The organism is Neisseria iguanae (assembly GCF_003013245.1).
In the GTDB taxonomy this organism is placed as follows: domain Bacteria; phylum Pseudomonadota; class Gammaproteobacteria; order Burkholderiales; family Neisseriaceae; genus Neisseria; species Neisseria iguanae.
In genome coordinates, this window is the sequence record NZ_PXYY01000006.1 from 24,803 (window position 1) to 46,085 (window position 21,283).

Below are 21,283 nucleotides of genomic sequence, written 5' to 3' on the forward strand. Positions count from 1 at the left end.
GAGAGTAAGGGGCTTGATTAAGTCAAATCGTTGACATCAATATCCTGTGCTGATTGAAACTTTCTTTTGCCGACACGAACATTCCGCAACCGGTCAATGCGTTCTTCATCTGCCGTCATGTCCGTATCTTCACGCATTACAGATGACATATTAACGGCAGTCTCCCCGTTGTCCATAACTCGAGTAATGGTTGGTGCTTCGGAAACCCGTAATGCCCGCATCCTGTTCCTGATAAAAGCATTGAGTGCCGTTTGACTGATTTGCACACCGTTTAACGATAAAAATTTCAAAATCTGAGCCTGCGTATAGCCATTCCGTTTCAAGGTCAGGATTTCGTCATGCCAAGGTTCCAGCCTAGATGTCCTAGACAAACCTTTTTCTTGCTCCATAAATTCTGCCAAAGAAACTGTCTTATCCATTAATTAAGCATCCTGAAAACGTTTTAAAATCGTGCGTTTATTAAACTATAGATAATCATAGATTATCTAATATAATTGATGACTATACATTAGATGACACAATTAGTCAAGAAAGATATCAATAGATATTTGGTAAAATCCATAGATATATATTTTAAATATCTATATTAGACCATAACAAATAAGTTATTATTTCTTTGCAATAATTGCAATTATCGTCAATATATCGTTATTAAATCTATTAATATCCATTTATATAGAGCATAAATCTAATTAGGACGGAATTTATCACATGAACGATACGTTCCTTTTTTGCAAAATAAAGAATAGGGAAGATTAGGAAGAGAAGAAAATTAGAACGAAGAATAGGGAAGATTAGGAAGAGAAGAAAATTAGAACGCAGGATAGGCTTTCGCCGACAAAAAACGCCCTAAACCGTTTTTTGGTGTTCTGCCTGTCAGCAGAAACGCCGCAAGCGGCTATTATGGAAATTTCAAAAGTGAGAAAGCTGTCCATTTGCAGTAACTTCTAAACTTATGTACAATAATCCGTACATAATTTGAAAATGGAGAATTCATCATGGATGTAATGAGCTATACCGCTTTTCGTGCCGAGCTTGCGGGAACCTTAGACAAGGTTGTAGAAAACCACAAACCCGTTTTGATTACCCGACAAAACGGCAAGCCCGCCGTAGTCATGAGCTTGGAAGATTTTCATGCGTATGAAGAAACGGCTTATTTGACAGCAAGTCCTAAAAATGCCGAACGGTTAAACCGTGCTGTTGAACAAATCCGTCAAAACCAAGCAATCCGCCATGAATTGATTGAATCATGATCTTGGCTTGGGCAGATACTGCTTGGGAAGATTATCTCTATTGGCAGGCGGTAGATAAAAAGAATTTGAAGCGCATCAATTTGTTAATCAAAGATATTCAGCGTAATCCGTTTACAGGCGTGGGCAATCCTGAGCCGTTAAAACATAACTGGCAGGGTTTTTGGTCTCGGCGTATTGATCTAGAACATCGGTTGGTTTATCAGATACGCGATGAAATGTTGTTTATTGCTCAATGCCGCTACCATTATTCGTAAAGGCTGTATGTAATACGGACACCGTCTGAAAACAAAAAAAGCCTGCGGCCGCATCCCAATTCAGGAATGCGGCCGCAGGCTTTTCACGGTCGGTAATCAGCGTCCTATTTCATCGTTTTGCTGTGGTATGGAAAGGTTTTTGGGCGATTGCTGCTGTTGATGCTGATTTTGCATCAGTATAGTATGCAGTTTGTCGTACTGCTGCTGCATACGGGTATCGTAACCTGCATCGACAAGCTGTTGTGCGAGCTTGGAAATGTCCTTTGCTTCCGTTTTCATTCCTGCTGCATAGAGCTGTCGGGCAAGCGTTTTATAGCGTTTAAGCAGAGCGGTACGGGTAACTTGGCTTTTGTCCTTATAGAGATTGACAGGACGTTGTCCGGTTTTGACAGCATTACCCAGTGTGTGCAGTTTGGCAGCAGTAATATGAGAATGCGGACGGTATTGTTCAGGCTGTTTTTTATGTTGTTCGTTCAGCCGTCTGTCAATGGCCAATACGGTACCGTTATGTGCTTTCGGAGTTTTACCCCTGTGTTGGCGGCGGGTAGCCGCACATTGTATGCCTTCGTCGCGCAGTTTTTCGGCGAATCTGACGCGCCATTCAAACAAATCGTTCTTGCGCGGATTGATACGTTGTCCCAAATCATCGCGCATCAATACGCATAAATGGACGTGCGGATGAGGCGGTTCGTTGGGATTGTCTGATTCGTGATGCAGACCGAACGCATACTGGTGTCCCTTGAACTGTTCTGCGGCAAATTCGCGGGCGGCATTCAATACAGCCTGTGGTGGTGTACCTGCTGGCATGGACAGTACGATATTTAAGGCTTCGCGATGTTTGGTTTCTTCATCGATACCGAATGCGTTCCGCCAAAAATCAAGCTGCTTTTTCACTTCTTTTTTTCCGTTTAGTTTGTCACCGTTTTGGTTTTCCAATTCCACTTTGCCATTACGTGATACATAATCGAGATGGTTTCGTATGCCTTTCATGCCTTTGGAGTTTTGGCTGTGCCGTTTGGGGATTTTAACCATTACTTCGGGATGTTTGCGGGCGGCCGCACATAGGTTGGCCAGTGCAGTTCCCTGTTTGAGCGGTTTTTTGGCTGAACCGCCGAATAGGGAATTTTTTCTGCCTTGTACGGCACGAGTATCATATTGCAGAAACCATTTGTCTAAATTGTGATTTGTCGGCATGGATTTTCCTTTGTGGATAAGAAAAAGGCTGCCTGAAACTTTTTCAGTTTCAGGCAGCCTTTTGTTTGTAGTGATTACGGCATAAATCGATCTTCCTGCCGTTGTCGGTGTTGGCGGATGATGTTACCAACCTGCTTGATGTGGCCGTTAATTACGGCTTCCAAGTTACTGATATATCGGGCAGTCAACGATACACCTTCCCCTGCATTCAGATGACGGGCAATTTGGTTGAGATTACGGCCGATGGCACCGAGTTGTACATTGGACTGGTAAAGGGCGGTTATCTCACTGTCGGTAAGAATGGGGTGGTTTTCCATGTATTCGGCCAAAATATACAAGGCACGGCGGTTGGCCGACATTTTTCCCTGCTCTGCGGCCGTGGTCAGATAGGCAGCCAAAGGTGGGGGCAGTTTCAGTTCCAGCCGCATTTTGCCTTGCGGCAATGGTTCGGACGACATATCCTTACCGCCCTGATCCAAGTCGGATGACCACTCTTCGCTAAGCAAGGATTTCAGGGTATTTTTGGCCAACAGGGATACACTGGCTTTGCCGTATTTTTGCAGGGCAAGTTGGCGTAGAGCCAACGTTTCTGCATGGCTCAAACCGAATACGCGGATAGGTGTATTATTTTTGTCCATGAAATTCTCCCAAAATAAGGCTGCCTGAAACCGTTGGTAGGTTTCAGGCAGCCTTATTCCGTCAACGTTCCATTTCTATCTCTCCGCTGCGGGAAGGCATCGCACGGGTGTTGTCCCGTGGTTGTTCCGCAACCGTAGGTGCAAGCATATCCAGCTTAGTACCGTTCATCCGTTTCTGCATCGATGTATAGAAATGAAGCATGGCGGAATCGCGGTTCTTCGGCGGCATTCTTGATATGGCATCTGTAAAATCGCGTTCATGGTCAGCCAATCGGTTCTTGGCGGTTTTGGATAACTTATCTGCCTTAGACAGATAAGCTGCTTTTGCCGCTTCCAGTTCGTGATTGACCGCTACGGGCTGAGTTTTGTGTTTGGCCGTGTCGGTTACGGGTTTCGGCATCCCATACTGCTTGTTCGCCGTCTGCGCAACAAATGTTTCCGCCTGATTAGCTTCCACCGTTTCTGCGGGTGTATCCGCCTGCATTTTCAGGGTTTCGGCTTCGGCACGGAAACGTGCCGTTTTATCCGGTAAAACGGGAGATTCTGCAAGTGCGGCAGGTTTTTGCTTCGGTGCGTCGGAATTGGAAAAATCTGTCCGGACGGTTTCTGCTTTGGTCTGCTCTGGACGGTTACGGGCTTCTATGTTGTTACGTTCCCGACTTTCGCGCAACTGGTCGCGCAAGGCCAAATCTTCTTTGTTCGGTTTGTAGCCTGTGCTGGCGATGCCGCGTAATTCCGCTTCCAGCCACATCTGCCGTCTGAAATCGTGGCTGCCTGAAATATTGATACTGTCCCAGTTTTTTGCCTGAGCCGTATCCAACATATCGCTGATAGTTTGCGGGTCATTTTTGGCGGTTTTGATTTTTGCGCCCTTGTCTTCAAACATCACAGTTTCGGCATTATTGATGTCAAGATATTTGCCCTGTAACCTTACATAGCGGCCAGACAGTCGTGTAGGCGTCGCATAACTCAAATCAAGTACAGGCTTGGATTTGGGGAAAGGGGTATGCCCGTGTTCCGCTTCCTGTCCGTCGGTCATGGGATTGGCAGACGTTGGGATTGTATTTTCAGACGGCCTACCGCTTTTTTCCGCACCTGTATCCGCAGTTTGGGAAGCGGTTGCGGCCTGCTGTATTTGTTCCTTTACCCGTGCGCGTTGCAGATTGGCTTGGGCTTCTTCAAGGGTAATGGTTTCCCGTTCAGGTGTTTCGGTATCCTGTATTTGACTGCGGCCGCCGTATTCGATGCCGTTTTCAGCTTCTTGGGATTCAGACTGATTCATATCGGTTTCCTGCTGTTTTGGGTTTCGTGGAAGTTCGTTTTCAGACTGATTATGTCCTGCGCTCTGCGCTTTCTGCCGTGTCTGCAACCATTCATCTGCCTGTTTCAGCAATGCGTCAAAATCATTGCCGTAGGCATAATCCATAATTTCATTCCCTTCATAGAATGAAACCGTAAAATCTCGGGCAGCTTCTTGTGCAGACATACCGTCGTGGTTTTTGAACGCTCCGTCGATTTCCACCCGATATGCCTCGTTTTCTGTTGATTTTCCTGCTTGAAAACGTCCCAACGAAGCATGGCGGTCTTCAATATAGACCGCAAAACCGTTTGCTTCGGCTTTGGTATTGAATCCGGCCAGCATGGTTTCCGTCAACGGGACACGCATTTCCCAATCGTCTGCATTTCGGCGTACTTCATCATCATGTGCTGCATAAGGTGCATAAGGATTGTCGGCTGAATAGGATATATCTGTCGGTTGCTGTGCCATGTTTTGCTCCTTCTGTGAATGCAAAACCGCCGCTTCCTGTTCGGTAGCGGCGGTGGGGTGTATTTCAGGCTTTAAGGCTTTGGGGCGTTCTTGCTGCCCTGAGGATAGGGGTTGAGGCTGTTCATTTCGGCCAGTGATGCCTCGAAGTCTTGCATCATTGATTCTATCTCGGAGTTGCTCAACATTCTCGGCGGCTCGTAGGTGTCCTGCTTCGCCTTGGGTAAGTTGGTCGATTCCATAACCAAATTCCTTTGTCCAGTAGTTGTTCATGGCATCCCCGTGCTTACGGGTAATGTCATCTATCATAGTTTGTTTAACGGGTAGGGTCAATGCGCCTTCGTGCGCGGTCATGACACCTGCACCGATGACACGACCGCCACGGTTTTCAATATAACCGCGCAGCCCAGCTATTGTGCCGCCGACGGATAGGGTATCGTCCACAATCAGGTAATTCCTGCCTGCTTCAACCGTTCCGTCAAACACGGGTTGGAAGGCAAAGCGGTGGTCTATACCTGCTCCGGTGCGCGATACTTTGTTGATTTGGCGGATAGACATATCCACCTGCAAACCCAAACGGCTGCCCAATGCCTGTGCCATTGCCAGCGGGATTTTGTTGTTTCCCAATGCTTCGGTCGCCAGTACGGAAACAATCAGCGGGTTGCGGTCGCCTGCCATTTCTCGGAAATGCTGAACGGTTTCGTCGGTCAGCAGTCTATTGACCAAGTGGACAGCTTCGGCATTACTGCCGCTTTTGGCGGCGGTGTATTCCGGTTCGTTTTTCAAATCGCCTAAACCGCCGTTACGGATCACGGGCGGAAAATTCCGCCACGGTGCGCGTTCGGATTTGCGCCATTCTCTCAGCCGTACAGAGCCATCAATGGCGGCATCATCCGACACCCGTAAGGCTTCAGTTGTCGGAACGTTTTCAGACAGCCTTTCCATCACTTCGGCAAAGTCGGCACGCACACGTTCCAATCCTGCCAAATGGTGCAGGTCGTTGAAATCGCTGGGCAGGTTTTCACGGTTTTTGCTGTCGTTCCATACTCCGAATTCTGCCTGATAACGCTGAACCATCTCAGGGCTGAATTCGGGCATCACGATACGGGCGCGGTTGCCCAATGCGACTGCCGCATTTGCAGCAGCAGCCAAACCGCCGCCCGACGGGTCATTGTCGGCCGCCAGTATCACAGTTTGGTTTTCAGACAGCCTTTGCGCCATGTTTTCGGCAATACGTACCATATTACCGCCGTCGAAAGCGATAACCACAGGCAATCCCGTTGCTTTGCGGATGCTGGCGGCTGTGGCAAAACCTTCTGCAACGGCAATGCCTTTGTGTGCTTCTTTATCCAAGTTGCCGAGTACGGCATAACTTCCGCTTTTCTGACCGCCTTTCAAAAAATGTTTGCCGCCATTTTCATTGATAGTTTGTACGGAAACAAGTTTGCCGTTTTGCCAAAGCGGAATAACCAACTGTTTCTGCCCTTGGTATTCGATTTGTCGGATATTACGGACTAAATCCGCGTCGGCGATACCTTTCTTTTGCAGATAGTCGTGTGATAAATCCACAGTCTTGTCGGCATTTTTCCAAATGCCGTAGGCGCGTTTGGCTGCCTGTGCGTGGATTTCTGCCTGTTCTTTAGCTGTAGCTTCTGCCCGTGCGCGTTGTTCGGCTTCACGGGCGGCAAGCTGTTCCGCTGTGGGCGGAATGTATGGCTTGTCGGGACGGTAGCCATTATCGCGGGCAAGTTTGAATAGGGTTGCGGCAGTAATACCGCCTGCTTTCGGAGTCGCGGATTTCCAAGTGGATTTGGCTACGCTGCTGTTGTAGCCATCTCCTTGCCGAGACCATTCGTCCCACAACTCGAAACCGTTTTCGCCTAATGCGTCTTTGATGGCAAAGGCCATCGGATACCATTCGTCATGGCTGGACGGTGTAGGAATATAACTTAATGCCACACGGACTTCTTCATAGGTGGGGTCGGGATAATCATGTTTTGATGCTGCCATAGCACTTCTCCAAAAGAAAACCTGCCTGAAAACATTCCGTGTTTTCAGGCAGGATAAAAATTGGCTTTTAGCCGTATCAATCGTCTATATTGTCAAACAAACCGCCGCCATTTCCGGCTTCGCTGTCGGCATTCTCTTCGTCCGCTTCATCGGCAAACGGCATTCCGCCTGATACGTCTTCAGCCAAAATACTGCGTACCGTCGGCATCATTTCCAGCTTCCAATCGGAATACAATATCTGCCCGAGCATGACTGCGGTTTCGGGGTCGGCTATCAGGTCGGTAAAGACCTGTGCCAGTTCCTGTTTGTTTCCGTATTCGGACGGATGAGTATCCGCTACCTGCTCCTGCGGAATGGTCTGCGGCGTGTCATCGTGCTGTTTCAGGCCGCCTGAAACAAAGTGCAGTTCCGGAATATGCGGTATCGGCCTGCCTGCGCGTTCTTTGAATGCAGGGTCGTCGTAGTATCGGATTTTGTCGGCATAGATCGGCCGTGATGCCGCCATATCCAAAATACACTTATCCATCGGCATCTGCTTGATTTCGCTGTCGTACATCAAAGCACGTTTTTGGTCGCTCACGCTTTGGCTGCGGCTTGTCCCTTTGCCGCGGCTACGCGAAACCGATTTGGCTTTAACCGTCTCGCTGCCCAAAATTTTGCTGTACTCTTCTGCTTCTGTCTGGTCTCGCGGTGTGAACAGAGCACGGGCGGCAAAGTTGGTAAAGAAGGCGCGGGCGTTTTCCCGACCGTACACGGCTTCAATCTGCGCAGGGGATTGGGCGATAATCATCATCCGCAATCCGTATCCGGCCACATACGACACACCTTCCTGTATCGCAGGGATATTGCCCAAAGCCGGAAACTCATCCATCAGCAGCAGGCATTGGAACGGCAGTTTGGTTTTGCCCGTGTCGGGGTCGATATTGTTTTCAGGCAGCCCTTGACCTACATTGACCTGTATAAACTGGCTGAAAAACAGATTGGTCAGACGTGAAAAGGTGGAGGTTTCGGTCGGATTGATACCGATGTAGATAGTCATACGCTGGCGGCGGGGTTCATCCAAGCGGAAATCGTCGCCTGATGTGGCCGCTTCTACAACAGGGTCTAAAAATATCCCCAAGGGGGCGGTCATGGTGGCAAGAATATCGGCATTGGTTTTCGCATTACCATTGGCAAAACCGTCCAGCAGGGTTTGGCAGGCATCCGACAGCGGTCTGCCTGTTCTGTTGCGTCTGTCCAGTTCGTCCCTAATCCATTCGGACAGATTTTTGCCGTTTTTCGGGCTGGTCAGACGGTAGAGATAAGACAAGGTACTGCGCTCCCGATAGTCGGTATTGCGGTTTTCACGCTCATCTTCGGTTTCCAGCATAAAAAGTGCCAAACCGACAAACAGTTTACGGGCGGATTCTACCCAAAAACTGCTGTTACCGTCGCCGCCGCTGCTTTTGGCACTCATCGGCAGCATGATGGCCGCCATATTGCTGATGTCTTTGTACATAAACAGCGGATTACGCGATACATAGCTGAACGGATTCCAACGGTGGCTGCGCAATCCCTTAATCAGTTTGGCCTGCTTGAACAGTCTTTCGGTATGTGCCGTATCGCCGGAATCGAAATCGGCTTTGCTCATACCCGGCATCAAGCCGCCCGGATTGAACAGAAAAATTTTCTGTCCGACGCTGGCACGGTAGCCTGCCGTCAGCAGAAAGTTTTCAAATTTCGGATCATAGATTGCCATACTGTCGCGGTAATGCAGGCAGTTCGGAATAATCAGCGATACACCCTTACCCGCACGGGTACGGGCGGCAACGAACAGAAATTCATTGCCCGCCCAACGCAGGAACTTGCCCCTGTATCTGCCCAATAACAGACTGGGCATCGGCAGAGGCTCGGACGGTTTATGCTTTTCGGGCGGTTTCAGCAACCCTGTTTTGGCTATTTCGGCAGTATTGGCAAAACGTGCCGACCCGTGCAATTCCCGCTTCGGTTTCATAAACAAAGCCGCCAGTATGGCGGCAAGCGGGACGGCAGCGAGTAGAAGGGCAATGACGGATGTAGCCTGCAAAGGGAAAACCATGTTTTCAGGCAGTCTGTCGTAATATGGCCAATAGCGCGGCAGCATCAATACGGACGGCGCACTTTTCAGAGACAGCCAACGGGTAAACAGCCAAGAGGCAAGATACAGGCCGCCTGCTGCGGCAAAAGGGGTAAGACCCAAGCCGAACAGGACGGCGGGCAGTTTTTTGGTGTCGGACATATCTGTTTTACTCCATAAAAAAACGGCTTAGGCCGTCTGAAACGCCTTAGCGTATCGGACATCAGCCCAAATACGCTGCCGCGCCATCGTCTCCGGTACCGTTTTCCGATGTTTCGGACTGTTTGGCCGAGATGAATTTCACTTTATCGCCGCGTACTTCATACACCGTGCGTTCGTTGTTCTGTTTATCGGTAAACCGTCTTGACCAAAGGCTTCCCCAAACCGATACGCAGTTGCCTTTTTTCAGATAGTTCAGGGCAAATTCGGCTGCTTTGCCGCGCAACAATATGGGAAACCATTCTGTGTGTTCTAACTGTTCTCCGTTTTTACCACGCCGCTTTTCGTTGACTGCCAACGATAATTTGGCATGAGCCGTACCGTCGTTAAAATAACCGCCTTCAGGGTCGCTCCCGAGAAAGCCCATCAGGTGCAGGGTGTTGTCGTATGGCATAATGAAACCTCTCTCAAATGTTGGTAAGGAAAATGAATGGATGATTGGAATGAACTGGATGCGGCGGATGTAGGCCAACTGTTTGTTGAAAAAATGCTCGATGAAATAGACAGTCTGCGAACGGAACTGCATGAGATACAACATGCAATCCGTATAGAGCAGACCTTGCAAGCAAAGCGCAACAAACTATTTGGCGAAACAATGCTGTTGTCGGTTCTGTTACTGAGATATATCAAAGATGAAAATGAATCAGACCTGGCCGCCGCAGAAACAAAATTGAAACAGCTTATTAAAGAATCAGAGGTATTTGAAACCCAATGCTCAATGTCTGCCGAAGTTTGGAGGGAGTTGGTCGAAGCCTGCGGCAAGATGGCAGATACCCGAGTATTGAAGAATCTGAGCAAGCCGCCAAAAAACGTAGATTGACTAGCGTCCGGCCAGCAACTGTTCTGCCTTCGGATACAATTTGTCCCGCAAGGCCTTGTTATAAGCGTAAGCGTTTTCAGGTAAAGAAAAATCCAAACCTTCGCGAACGGTTAGGTAATATTTAACCAATATCGTCTTATCTTCTTGGCTGTATGCGGCTTCAGGAATAAAGCCAAAACGTAGGAAACCGTCAAATAATTGTTCGGTTTGAGAGAAGAAAATATTCATTACACATATCCTTTGGATTGTTTTCAATAAATAAAACCGCACTCAGACGGTTTTATTTGCGCTCGTTTTGTCTGAACTCGGCAGGATCAATGGGATTCGTGTCCCACCACAATCCCTTGCGGGCAGATTTGGCCACCGTTTCATCTGCCTCATACGCACTGCCGTATCGGTGGTATGCCCATGCGTAGCCGTCTTTGACCATTTGCCGGTTCACGTTCAGGCTGCCTGAAAACACAACGGCAACTGTGCGGCCATAGCGGTCGGTATCGGTAACGTCGAGCATGACCGTTTTGCCGTACACCAAGTCTGACAAATGCCGCTTGGCTTTTTGCCCGTAGGCTTGGGCTTTTTCGGGTGCGTCTATACCGTGCAGACGCACTTTGATTTGCCGTTTCTGTTCGGTCAGGCAAGTAAGCGTATCGCCGTCCGAAATGCCAACAATACGACAGGAAACTGTTTGTTCTTCCGCAGACGGACGAATCGCCGACGGCTCTCCGAACAAGCTCCAATCGCAGGCAGCGGACAGTAGAGCAACCGTCAACGAGACCACCGAACGGCGGCAGGATTGGACACGGAATTTCACGGCATATCCAAGCGTACACCGTCGGCGGCATCATGCCCCGCCCAATAGTCGCCGAGACCAATGTTGGCTCTTACATCGCGCGTTTTGGCCTGTTTCATCATGCCGTACTTCTCGATTTTGTAACGTGCGAGCAGTTCGGCTTCCGCTTCGGTATAGGCAAATTCCTGTACGGTGTCCCGAACATTGGCCACCCAGCCTTCGCAGAATTTGTCGGCACGGGCGGTTTTGTTTTTACCGATGCGTACCCGAGACAGTTCCGTTTTCATATATTTACGCCGTGCGGCTTTGAGTTGTCGCAACAAAACTTCGTAGGCATATGCAGCCAGTTCGGAGCGGCCGTTAATGCCGCAAAAGACAAATCCGCCACCCGTATAAGTTTTGCGATGCCATCGTTCGCAGCCGAACGCATAGGCGCAAAGATGGACCAAATTCCAATGCCATTGCGGTGCGATCAGCGGTGCTCCGATGTAGTGTTCCATTACTTCCGCCAGTTCCACGTCCGAAGCGGTCAAACCGTATTTGTCCATCAAAATCTGTGCATGTTTTAGTGCCTGTGCTGCTTCGTGTTCGTTGGATGATTTACCTAATGCCAAACATTTTTTTATTCGTTGCAATGCTGACTCTTTATCCATAATATTGCTCCTTTAAAATTCTTAAAAATACAATCTGTTATGCCTTCCCCCTCAGGACTTGATATTTTTCTACCGGGTCGAAATACAGTTCAGTCATATACGTCCGACGAAAAAAGCACACCACGTCAATCGTGGTACGTACTGTATTGAGAATATAGTCATATGGCATGGACTTGCCCGCAGGCGATTCCATTGCAAGCTGAGCAATCCGGTAATGCACACTTCGGGCATCGTTGGCATGAACTGAAGTCAATCCGCCAGGATGTCCCGTATTGAGTGCAGACAGATAATCCCATGCTTCGTCGCCGCGCAATTCGGTAAGCAGGATACGGTCGGGCTTCAGACGCATACAGGCGGCAATGATTTGTTTGGCCGTGATATGCTCGTTGTAAAATAAGTGGGCATGGTTGGGATGATTGGGTGTGTCCAATTCGTGCGTGTCTTCAATAGTAATGAGACGGGTGCCGAACGGAATTAAATCTACAAGTGCTTTGGTAAACGTGGTTTTGCCTGACCCAGTACCGCCTACCATACAGATGTTCAATTTCTGCTCAATGGCGATTTTGAAAAAAGTGCTTAGATCTCGGTTAGCTTTCGCCTCTAACATTTGGTACTGCCAAGATGCAAGCGGCACATCATGCGGCAGTTTCATTTTGTCGCACACATCTCTGAACTGTGAGCCGTCTATTTCCACACCGCCATCTATGCTATCTGCGTTTCCGTAGCGGGAATAATCAGTAAAGCCTTGCAACCGTTCGGTATCAATATAGCCGTCTAAAGAAAAACGGCTGGTAGATGGTTTTCTGATGGCAAAAACAGCAGTACGGTCTTCACAACTGGGTGGCAACATGATATGCCCGCGCTCACCGTGGGGTAAAGTTACCGAATGGATGGGGTTTGCAGTAGAAATATGCTTGCCATTCAAATTGCATAGCACATTGGCCAACTTGTTGAGCCTGTCCAAGGATAATTCGGGAGCATCCAAACGCTCGACACCGAAACTGCCCTCTACAAACATTTCAAATGGGCGGTTTATCATAACTTCGGTCAACCCTTCTCGAGCAAGCTGTTTGCTAATACCGAGGTTATCCAAAAAATTCAGGGCTGAAGCATCTGCCTTGATAGTGTTATTGTTCATTTTCGTTCCAGTAAAATATCGTGCAAACTGAGCCACTCTCCGTTTATCTGGCTCATTTTTAGACCACAACTGTGGCTCAGTTTTGGAATGGAATTGACACCTATTTTCTAGGCTCAGTCTATGGAATTAACAGTGCCCATAAAAAAGCAGTCTGAAAACACTTCAGACTGCCTAAATCAGCTTGTTGCAAAACAAGTTAATCTGTGGGCAATATCGACGTTTCCAAAGGATTAACACGCTCATATACCCTGCTGAAATCAACATCACGGGCAACAATGATGTTAATTCGGCTACCTTGGTTTACATAGCCTGTCGGCGGGATATTAATACTGTTTTTCAAGGCTTCTGTCGCCATGTCCTGTGCGGATTCCGACGTAGTATCAAAATTGAAAGTCTGACCTTCGCCATGACTATTTCGGCGGTTGGCGGCATAATCGCCCAAGTCGCCAATCAGACTAATCATGACTGCACCGCCGAAACGTTGCCAAAAATGATTATTGACCCGTGCACCGATGCCGGCTTCGCCAAGCTGTCCCGCAGCAGGGCTGGCCAAAGAAACTCTTACGCCGTACGGTGTTTCCGCCTCATTCCAAAGAGCAAAAACCCGCGCTTGGCCTTGAAGCAGCGCAGCAGTCTGCTCACCCGTAATTTTGGTTCCGCGTTCCAGTAACAGCACTTTGCCGTTGGCAGAGTAAACATCTTTATCTACGATACAACGTGTAAAGCCGGGTTGGGTGGTAACGATTTTAGTCTGCATGGTGCAGGAAATATTCGTACCTTTGGCCAACAGGTAGTCGCCAGACGGGCTTCGTGATGCTTGTACAGATGCGGTTGACGTGGGATTTAACTTGTCCGCAAAACTGCCTTTTTGCAGCGTATCTCCATCTGAACGCAAACCCGACAACTCCGAGTTATCCAAGCCGCTGATAACAGGTTCTGTGAATGCACTGCCCGAAGCCGCACCCGCTGCCGCTTGTGTTGCCCCTCCATCTGTCGCTACCAAAACATCGCCAGTTAATTTACGGTCTTTAGGTGGCGGTTCGGTAGGAGGAGAAGCAACAGGCTCAGATACGGCTTCCACCGTTGCAACGGTCGAAGCTGCCGATGCAGGCTGTGTCGTTGTGATACCTTCAGGAGCAGATGCCGCAGAAACTTCCTGCTGTTGTTGCAGACGTACTTGGTCGGCAGTAAAATCATATTGGCTATCGCTTGAAATTTCAGGTTTTTCTTGCGGTTCTTCTTCAACAGCAGGCTCACGGTTCAGCCATACCATGAGCCCCGCAATTGCCAAACCCGAGCCAAGTAGTGCAACACCCAGTAAAACCAACTGTTGCGGGCTTTTAGATACACCTCCGGACGATTGGACATCGGGTACGCCGCCTTCCAATTCAGGGTTATCTACCTTGTCGTACATTGTTGTACTGTTGGCCACCTGTTCTTCTACTGAATTACCGTCATCTTGGTTTTTACGACGACGGAAACGGTCAAAAAAACCCATATTTTCTGTCCTTTCTATTTCAATAGGCGCACACTTGCGCCGTCATCTGTGCCTGTTCGGTTAAATGTACCCGTACCATCATGACTACGGTTTTCGATTCCTAAGACGGACTTACCCGAACGCAGCACAAATTTTTCAGCAGTTTCATGAACGATAACGGTGTCTTTTTCCACATGGAAATCCGCTAAACTTTCCGTTCCATCGTTGTTGATGCGGTAAATCACAGGCAAAACGCGACCGTTATCAAAACGGAAATAGGTAAAGCGGCCGTTATCCCATAATTCGGTCGGCGCAAGCGTTTTGTCGCCGCGTCCCCAGTAATTGACGTTTGATTTACCTGTCGGCCTCACACCGCCTGCCGCAGCCAATGCAACCATTGCGGTACGGCGTTTCCCTGCCTGAGCTTCCCTGATACGGCGGATGTCCTCTGGATAGCGGAAGCGAAGTACATAAGTTGGCGGTTGCTTGGCCGTGGCTATCTTCAAGTCAAACACGTAAGTCCGCTTATCCGAAACCACAATCATGTTGGTAGCAGGCTTCGCTTCAGACGGTTTGAACAGGATATTGTTGCCACGAACCGACATTTTCCAAGCCAGTGCATCTCCCATGCCGAGAGCTGACGAACGGGAATCCAAATATTCGCCATCTTGAAGCTGCACCAATGCCGCCCGTCCAACTTTGGCATACACGGTATAAACACGCTTTTCACTGTAATTTTCCGTACGTATACGCGGATCGGCGACAGCTTGGCTAGAAAACAAAACCGCCCAAGCACTCAATGCAAAGGCGGTCATATAGCTGTTTTTATTTCGTTGTTTGTTTTCAGATGATCTGAACTTTCGTTTTACAAATGAGGAAAGAAACATCATTGTGCAGCCTCCTTATCGGTGCGCCAGCTTGTTACCGTAAAACCGAGCGGATTAACCAGCCGTGCCTCATCAGACATGGACGCATCACGGTATTCATAACTGATGGTAGCTACATAGCGTTGCGGCGGTATCACGTTTTTGTCCGCAGTAAGCGGTATCATGGTTTTTTCGTAGCGTACCTGCGCAGTTTTACCGATAAAACTGATAGACAAAATTTTGACATTGATACGGAATTTGTCGGTCAACATCCTATGAGGAGCATTCGGGCTGTCTTTATAAAGCCGTACCAATTCAGATTGTAGCGAGCTATCCGACATCAGGTTTGTCGCATCAAACATATCCTGAACCGCATACCAATCATAGCCCTCACGGCTCTTCACATAGAAGGATAAGTTTGCTTTATCTATCACTTCTCCATAACTTTGCTGTTGGTTCTTCAGCGTGGTAACAATATCGGTTGCCCCTGTGTTGTTATCCACCCGCACTAAAAACGGTACAACGGTTTTAAGCGGTGTCAAACCGGCTACCGCACCGACTGCCAACCCTGTTATCAGAAGAGAGGCGGCGGTAATGCGCCATGCGGTTTTAGCGGTTTTGCGGACACGATCTATCTCTGCCGTCTCAAAAGCACGTGCAGCTTCAATGAACTTAAGCGGCGGCATCGGCTTATGGCGTTCGGCCTGTTGTGTGTTCTTGGTCATCGAAATTCCTTAATGGTTGAAACCCCGCCGTTCACGGCGGTAGTGTTGGGTCTGTCTGCGAGAGGCGTAACCTCTTTCCAAAGAAGGACAACACATAGAGCGATGTACTTCTATAGTATCGCCCTGTGTGTTGAAACATGATGTAGGGTCTTGTGTGTTGAATCGGCTATCTGTTTGGCATTAATCGGGAACGGTTTACCGTAGGGTTTAGGCGCACGGTGGGCGCAAGCGGACAATAAAAAAGCTGCCGTCAACGCAGCGGTACAGGTTTTGAAAAACATAAGTTTGCCTTTCGTGATGAAGTAAAGGTAGAAATAAAAACAGCCGGATCGTTTAAACGTTCCGGCTGTCGGAGAATATTGAAAACTTACATCTGACTTGTAAGGAGTGGAGGCTTTCCTCCAGATAACAGAAAACCCGCAAATCGCTTTACGGGTTTCTCGGGTATAATTGCGTCGGGGCTGGTAGCAACAAAGCCCCATTCGCAGTGGGGCTTTGTGCTGAAACCGCCCTAGAAAGGATGGTTTCAAGTATGAAACGTACCACTCGCTCTGGTCGTTCATGGCTGAGACTGCGGACAGTCGTTAAGATTATCTTAGCCCTGTTCCTGCTCTTAGTCAACTAAGAACGGCAAACAAAAAACCTTGCGTTTCCGCCTGCTCTGTTAAGAGTGGGCGGTTTTCTTTCCTTCAGAAAAGTTAAATACAACAAATGCCGTCTGAAACATCTTATTTTCAGACGGCATCAGATTATCAGGAATACAAACCCGATAACTCGGCCAATTTCATTTCAAAACACCTGCGGCGGCAGGCTTCGCTTTCCGTCCATGCCTGCCAGCGCAATTCGTCGTCGGATAGTGGCGCGGCCTGTTTCAGATAAACGGCTAAATCAACCGCAGAACTTGGATCTGATGCAAACGGAAAAGCAATTTCTTCTTGGTGCGACAAAACCGCAGTTAGAGTGTAACGTGCCATTTTACTGAAAAAGCCTTCTACATAACCAAACCCGTTACCGCCGTCATAAAGTGCGGTATGCACCGCCATCAGACGTGTTGCGTGCGTAAGAGCATGGAATGCTTCTTCGGGATTGTTTTTTGCCAACTCCCTTACTTCATCAAACCATGCCTGCCCAATCATATAGGCATCCTGCCAATAAATACCGTTTTCGCCTGTCGGCGGATGCCAGTTGATGAACCTGCCCTGCACATCGCGGCGGGTAAAAGACAAATCGTCTCGGGTTTTGATGCGGCGTTTGATTTTGGCGGGAAGCTGTTTCTTTTCAGACAGCCTTTGTGCTTCGTGCAGCCTTTTCTCGCACTCAATGAAGTAGCGACGTGCGGCGCGTCCCTGTTCGTTGCGCTCGACCATCGCCAGCTCTTTCGCCATGTCCAGAGTGAGGTGGTATTCCGATACGGCTTTACGGTTTCCGCCACGTCCTGAATTTTTGGTTACTGAAATTTTAGTAACCAAAAAATCCTGATTTTCCTGAAAACCATATTCTTCAATGCGACGAGAAATCCAGTCGTTGAACCGAGTTTCAACTTTTAAAAACTCGTGCAGTTTACGCGCATCGCACAATAAGGTTTCGGAATTGGAAATTTGTCCGTTGAATACTAGGATGAGGTTTTTTGAGTTCATTTTTTGCTCCAGTTGAAGTCTAAAACTCCGCCAACCAACCGACCAAGATTGGGTGAGGCGGAAACTAGGCAGGTTGGTCGACTGCTCAACTGGAAACAGCACACCTCGCGGTGTCCTGCCTAGCCCGCCCCATATTTGATTTGGTTACTCAAATTTGAGTAACCATTTTGGAGCAAAAAATTAGCCGCGTACGCGGCAATTTTGCCAGTTGAAAAAAACAGACGACCAAGCCTGCGCTGCTATTGAACAGCGTATCCATGGTAACAAGTTTCTTTTTGTCAGGCAATAAAAAAACCGCATAACGCGGATTTTAGGTGGGCAGGCTTTAACTACCACTCATAGACAGCGGAACTTATTCCCCTTGAGGGTATTATATTAGGTTCTCTCGACCCGTCATTGAAAGATGGCGGCCTGAAACGGAAATTTCAGGCATAAAAAATCCGCAACTGACGGGTGCGATATCAACCGCTATGAGATTTAGTAGTGAGAACATCATACCCCCTTCTGCAGCGGTTTGTTAATCGATATGTTAATACAGTCGGTCAGACCTAGTATATCTATTAAAAGATACATTATTTCTAAATAGCTTTTTACACAGAATACCTATGAATATAGGTAAAGGAAACATTAGATAGAAACCTAACTCTATTTCATATTTTGCCGACATAAACATAATTAAAAATGGAGAAGTAGCAAGTAGAAAAATTAGGAAAGCAGGTGTGCCATATGAAACCTTTGCTTGACAACCTGTACACACCTTTGCACGGTATGGCACGGGAGTATGGCAATACTCACACAAAATAGTCTTACTCTCCATCGTTTTGTCCTCTCTCTTAAAGGCCGCAAATATAATTTAGGGGCTTAGGAAGCAAAATTCATTTTAAAGGATCTTTCCGCAACATTCCCAACAGCACTTTGTACAAATCATCATGCCAGTGATTGAAGCGGAACTCGGTTTCTTTTAAATGCAGGTAAAACGTATGTTTCGGCACCCCGTTAAATTGTACCAGGCGATGCTTCGCGTAGCTCCAAAAAGATTCGATACCGTTGATATGCTGAGTACCACGGGCAAATTCATTATCACCATGACACACTCTGAAATGCTTCGCGAAGCCCATATCGACCAACCCCTGATAACCGCGCCATCCATCAGTATTGATGACGCTCTCAACAGAGATATGTCCTCTGATAACCTTTTGTAACGTTGCTTTTGAAGCATCGGAAACGATTTCGGTATAAACCTTGTCACCTCGTTTAAGTATGCCGAAAACAATCGTTTTACCGCCCGCACCGCGCCCGCGTTTGCCTCGGATACGTTTTGCGCCGAAATAGGATTCGTCCAACTCCACTATGCCGCACAAAGGTGTCTGCCGCTCACATTCGTCAGCCAATCGTCGCCGTAGTTTCAGGTACAGGCTGTTGATGCTTCTGACGCTGATTCCTGTCAGTCTGGCGGTATCGGAAGCGGTCAGATCCAAGGAGAAAAACCGTAGGATTTGACGGAATTTAGGCTCGGTAATTTTGCTGAACTTTTGGTACTTGTTTTTTAATTTTATTTCAGAAGCTTATCACTATATTTGGTGATTTTGCTTCCTAAGCCCCTAATTTATAATTCAAAGCTCATTTAGGAGAAATACCGCCTCCTTTATTGCTATTACCAAATATTTTCGTAAAAGCTTGAGTAAAGGCTTTTCCAATATTGGCAGGCAATCTATTTATGGCTTGTGCAGTACGGGTATTGCCAGCCATTCTTCCTAAATTGCCACCAAATCCTTCCATACTGGCTCCCCCTGTTAAAGCAGAAACCATTGCAGGTAGTTTCCAAACTGCTAATACAAAAGCGATAGTCATTGTCATAAATATTGGAATTAATGCGGCTGCCGTCCCTACTGCACCAGCAGCTCCTAAAGAGGTTCCCATATCATTTGTTAAGAGTGTTGCATATTCGTCTATTTTTCCTGAAAAATATTCCATTTGCAAACCAGATAATACCGCTAACAAGGCAATAGTAATAATACTGTTTAGACATTGCCCTATCCAATTCATACCATACTGTCGTGTTGCGGGGAAAAGCATTGCTCCAACAAACAAAGGTCCAACCATTAAATTCAGTGATAATAATATCTTACCTACAACATAATAGGCAAATATTACACCCAATAAAAGATAAGCTAAAATTTTTATGGCATACTCAACTCCGAAAAGCATCAATACATAACCTAACTCATCTAAATCATCAAAAGGCTCACGGAGTAATTCAAACTGCACGGAAATCGCTTCTATCTTATCAGTAGCTTTATCAAATAATCCCGCTTCTAAGTTTCCACCAAATGCTGCTGCTGTGGCATCAGGTAATCCATAAACCCACTCTGCAATCACACCATATTGCGAAGCATTAAAAGCAGCAGCAATAATTACCATCCACCCAAACATTCTTTTACTCAAATCCACGGCACTTTCGTCTAATCCCCTGTTATAGGCATCTAAAGCAATAATGCAGATATATATACCGAAACCTGCTGCAAATAGTGGAGAAATATGAGAAATAAAATTACCAATATCTTTGAATAAATCAGCTCCGAATTTAACTACAAATTCATCAGCAATCCCTTGAAATACACTACTGGCCATATTTTTTTCCTTGAAAAATTAGTATGCGCTTCTACATGCCGACATAGGTTTAGAGTGATTTAATTACATGATTGCCCCCGTCTCTAATGCCGTACAATATTTATTTTCGTGATTGTTTTCTTTGGCTTCGTTACAGGACTCCTGTAATTGGATGCAAAGATTTGAATCTTGTACATCTACTTTCTGAGCATGTACACAACCAGCCACACGTCGGAGAATACGCTTATCTAGTTCTCTAGCTTCTTCTGCACTTAATTTTGGCTGGCAACCCGCGAACAGAATAAGCATCAAACCAACTGGAAAGATTAGAACTTTATTCATAAATATTATCCTTATGAAATTGGGATTCAGACAGCCTCAAATACATTAAGACCGCCTGAATACGTCATAATATAATTACTAGCAGTCATTAACCTTTATATCTGCTCGTTTAGCCTTAGAGCAACGCACAGCCATACGAAGCTGTTTACGGTTGTTTTCTTTCTGCATCTCAAACATCCGCCACATGGTATCCAAATTGGTCTGATTCTGAGAAATAATGGCACGCTCAACAGCAATACGGTTGCCCAAATCAGCAGCCGCCTTTGCATCTTGGGTGCGGTTTACTTCAGCCATCAGTTTGTTCAGATTGTCCATGCGGATTTCGGAATCGCGTGCCGCTTTCAACATCAGGTCAAACTGTTTGCTCAGATTGTTTGCTGCTGCTTTTGGGTCATAGCTTTTGCCTTTAAGCAAGTCTTGGTTATTTGCTTTGCCCAATGCATCGTAAAAGTCTTTCCAATCGTTCGGCAGTTGCTCTCGGGCTTGTGTGTTGAACATATTGCCGTAGTTGTTACGACTGGTCAGTGCTTGAGCCTGTTTTTTCAACTGTTCAATTTGCTTGACCTGATTTTGGATTTGTTCGGCCATTTGAATACCCTGCTGAATTGCTTGGGCAACCGCCACACCATCAAATACCGGAATACCTCCCGCCATAACAGGCAGGGAAACGGCAAGGCTGCCTGAAATTAAGACGGCGGCTAGTTTGCGGACAAGCGGTTTTTTGGTATTTTGCATAACAATACTCCTGTTTAAATGAAAAAAGCCGCAAATGCGGCAAAGTAGGCGGTGTTACCCGC

At 47.2% G+C, this 21,283-nt stretch carries 21 protein-coding genes; 3 read left to right on the forward strand and 18 right to left on the reverse strand.

Going from position 1 to position 21,283, the window contains the following annotated elements:
- Window positions 1–17: 17 nt before the first annotated feature.
- Window positions 18–419, reverse strand: a complete 402-nt coding sequence (locus C7N83_RS01895; RefSeq protein WP_106740224.1) for a hypothetical protein — start codon at window positions 417–419, stop codon at window positions 18–20.
- A 579-nt stretch (window positions 420–998) separates the two neighbouring features.
- Between C7N83_RS01895 and C7N83_RS01900 the strand changes: the two genes are divergently transcribed.
- Window positions 999–1,253 (forward strand): type II toxin-antitoxin system Phd/YefM family antitoxin, encoded by a 255-nt coding sequence (locus C7N83_RS01900; protein WP_085363030.1) that lies wholly within the window; start codon window positions 999–1,001, stop codon window positions 1,251–1,253.
- Window positions 1,250–1,507, forward strand: coding sequence for a Txe/YoeB family addiction module toxin (locus C7N83_RS01905; RefSeq protein WP_085363031.1), 258 nt, complete (start codon window positions 1,250–1,252; stop codon window positions 1,505–1,507). The genes C7N83_RS01900 and C7N83_RS01905 overlap by 4 nt, the downstream gene beginning before the upstream one ends.
- Before the next feature lie 96 nt (window positions 1,508–1,603).
- Here the strand turns inward: C7N83_RS01905 and C7N83_RS01910 are convergent, their stop codons facing one another.
- The 5 genes from C7N83_RS01910 to C7N83_RS01930 all read right to left on the reverse strand — a co-directional run bounded on the left by C7N83_RS01910 (window position 1,604) and on the right by C7N83_RS01930 (window position 9,822).
- On the reverse strand, window positions 1,604–2,701 hold the full coding sequence (locus tag C7N83_RS01910) for a relaxase/mobilization nuclease domain-containing protein (RefSeq protein ID WP_106740226.1): 1,098 nt from the start codon (window positions 2,699–2,701) through the stop codon (window positions 1,604–1,606).
- Window positions 2,702–2,775: 74 nt separating this feature from the next.
- On the reverse strand, window positions 2,776–3,339 hold the full coding sequence (locus C7N83_RS01915) for a plasmid mobilization relaxosome protein MobC (RefSeq protein ID WP_106740228.1): 564 nt from the start codon (window positions 3,337–3,339) through the stop codon (window positions 2,776–2,778).
- Between the two features lie 61 nt (window positions 3,340–3,400).
- Entirely contained in the window at window positions 3,401–7,114 is a 3,714-nt protein-coding gene (locus C7N83_RS01920) for an LPD7 domain-containing protein (RefSeq protein ID WP_106740229.1), read from the reverse strand.
- Window positions 7,115–7,190: 76 nt separating this feature from the next.
- Window positions 7,191–9,371, reverse strand: a complete 2,181-nt coding sequence (locus C7N83_RS01925) for a type IV secretory system conjugative DNA transfer family protein (RefSeq protein ID WP_106740231.1) — start codon at window positions 9,369–9,371, stop codon at window positions 7,191–7,193.
- A 61-nt stretch (window positions 9,372–9,432) separates the two neighbouring features.
- Window positions 9,433–9,822: a single-stranded DNA-binding protein gene (locus C7N83_RS01930; RefSeq protein WP_170064766.1), complete on the reverse strand. Its 390-nt coding sequence runs from the start codon at window positions 9,820–9,822 to the stop codon at window positions 9,433–9,435.
- A 36-nt stretch (window positions 9,823–9,858) separates the two neighbouring features.
- Between C7N83_RS01930 and C7N83_RS01935 the strand changes: the two genes are divergently transcribed.
- Window positions 9,859–10,248, forward strand: a complete 390-nt coding sequence (locus C7N83_RS01935) for a hypothetical protein (RefSeq protein WP_170064767.1) — start codon at window positions 9,859–9,861, stop codon at window positions 10,246–10,248.
- On the opposite strand, the gene C7N83_RS01940 is transcribed toward C7N83_RS01935, so the two are convergent.
- The 12 genes from C7N83_RS01940 to C7N83_RS01995 all read right to left on the reverse strand — a co-directional run bounded on the left by C7N83_RS01940 (window position 10,249) and on the right by C7N83_RS01995 (window position 21,221).
- Window positions 10,249–10,476 carry a hypothetical protein gene (locus tag C7N83_RS01940; protein WP_106740236.1) on the reverse strand — a complete coding sequence of 76 codons (228 nt, stop codon included), beginning with the start codon at window positions 10,474–10,476 and terminating at the stop codon, window positions 10,249–10,251. It abuts the gene before it with no gap.
- A gap of 52 nt (window positions 10,477–10,528) precedes the next feature.
- Window positions 10,529–11,059, reverse strand: coding sequence for a thermonuclease family protein (locus C7N83_RS01945; RefSeq protein WP_245911089.1), 531 nt, complete (start codon window positions 11,057–11,059; stop codon window positions 10,529–10,531).
- Window positions 11,056–11,691: a DUF2786 domain-containing protein gene (locus C7N83_RS01950; RefSeq protein ID WP_106740238.1), complete on the reverse strand. Its 636-nt coding sequence runs from the start codon at window positions 11,689–11,691 to the stop codon at window positions 11,056–11,058. Before C7N83_RS01950 ends, C7N83_RS01945 begins: the two co-directional genes overlap by 4 nt.
- Before the next feature lie 37 nt (window positions 11,692–11,728).
- Complete coding sequence (locus tag C7N83_RS01955) at window positions 11,729–12,829, reverse strand: ATPase, T2SS/T4P/T4SS family (protein ID WP_106740239.1); 1,101 nt, start codon at window positions 12,827–12,829, stop codon at window positions 11,729–11,731.
- A 196-nt stretch (window positions 12,830–13,025) separates the two neighbouring features.
- Window positions 13,026–14,327 (reverse strand): type IV secretion system protein VirB10, encoded by a 1,302-nt coding sequence (gene virB10 / locus C7N83_RS01960; RefSeq protein ID WP_106740241.1) that lies wholly within the window; start codon window positions 14,325–14,327, stop codon window positions 13,026–13,028.
- A gap of 14 nt (window positions 14,328–14,341) precedes the next feature.
- On the reverse strand, window positions 14,342–15,121 hold the full coding sequence (locus tag C7N83_RS01965; RefSeq protein WP_245911090.1) for a TrbG/VirB9 family P-type conjugative transfer protein: 780 nt from the start codon (window positions 15,119–15,121) through the stop codon (window positions 14,342–14,344).
- 71 nt (window positions 15,122–15,192) lie between these two features.
- Window positions 15,193–15,897 (reverse strand): VirB8 family type IV secretion system protein, encoded by a 705-nt coding sequence (locus C7N83_RS01970; RefSeq protein ID WP_106740244.1) that lies wholly within the window; start codon window positions 15,895–15,897, stop codon window positions 15,193–15,195.
- Window positions 15,898–16,649: 752 nt separating this feature from the next.
- Window positions 16,650–17,534, reverse strand: coding sequence for an antA/AntB antirepressor family protein (locus C7N83_RS01975; protein WP_106740246.1), 885 nt, complete (start codon window positions 17,532–17,534; stop codon window positions 16,650–16,652).
- A gap of 875 nt (window positions 17,535–18,409) precedes the next feature.
- Window positions 18,410–19,090 (reverse strand): IS1595 family transposase, encoded by a 681-nt coding sequence (locus C7N83_RS01980; protein WP_106740247.1) that lies wholly within the window; start codon window positions 19,088–19,090, stop codon window positions 18,410–18,412.
- 64 nt (window positions 19,091–19,154) lie between these two features.
- Window positions 19,155–20,165: a TrbL/VirB6 family protein gene (locus C7N83_RS01985; protein WP_106740249.1), complete on the reverse strand. Its 1,011-nt coding sequence runs from the start codon at window positions 20,163–20,165 to the stop codon at window positions 19,155–19,157.
- Window positions 20,166–20,228: 63 nt separating this feature from the next.
- Entirely contained in the window at window positions 20,229–20,486 is a 258-nt protein-coding gene (locus C7N83_RS01990) for a hypothetical protein (RefSeq protein WP_106740251.1), read from the reverse strand.
- Window positions 20,487–20,564: 78 nt separating this feature from the next.
- Window positions 20,565–21,221: a type IV secretion system protein gene (locus C7N83_RS01995; RefSeq protein WP_106740252.1), complete on the reverse strand. Its 657-nt coding sequence runs from the start codon at window positions 21,219–21,221 to the stop codon at window positions 20,565–20,567.
- Window positions 21,222–21,283 lie beyond the last annotated feature (62 nt).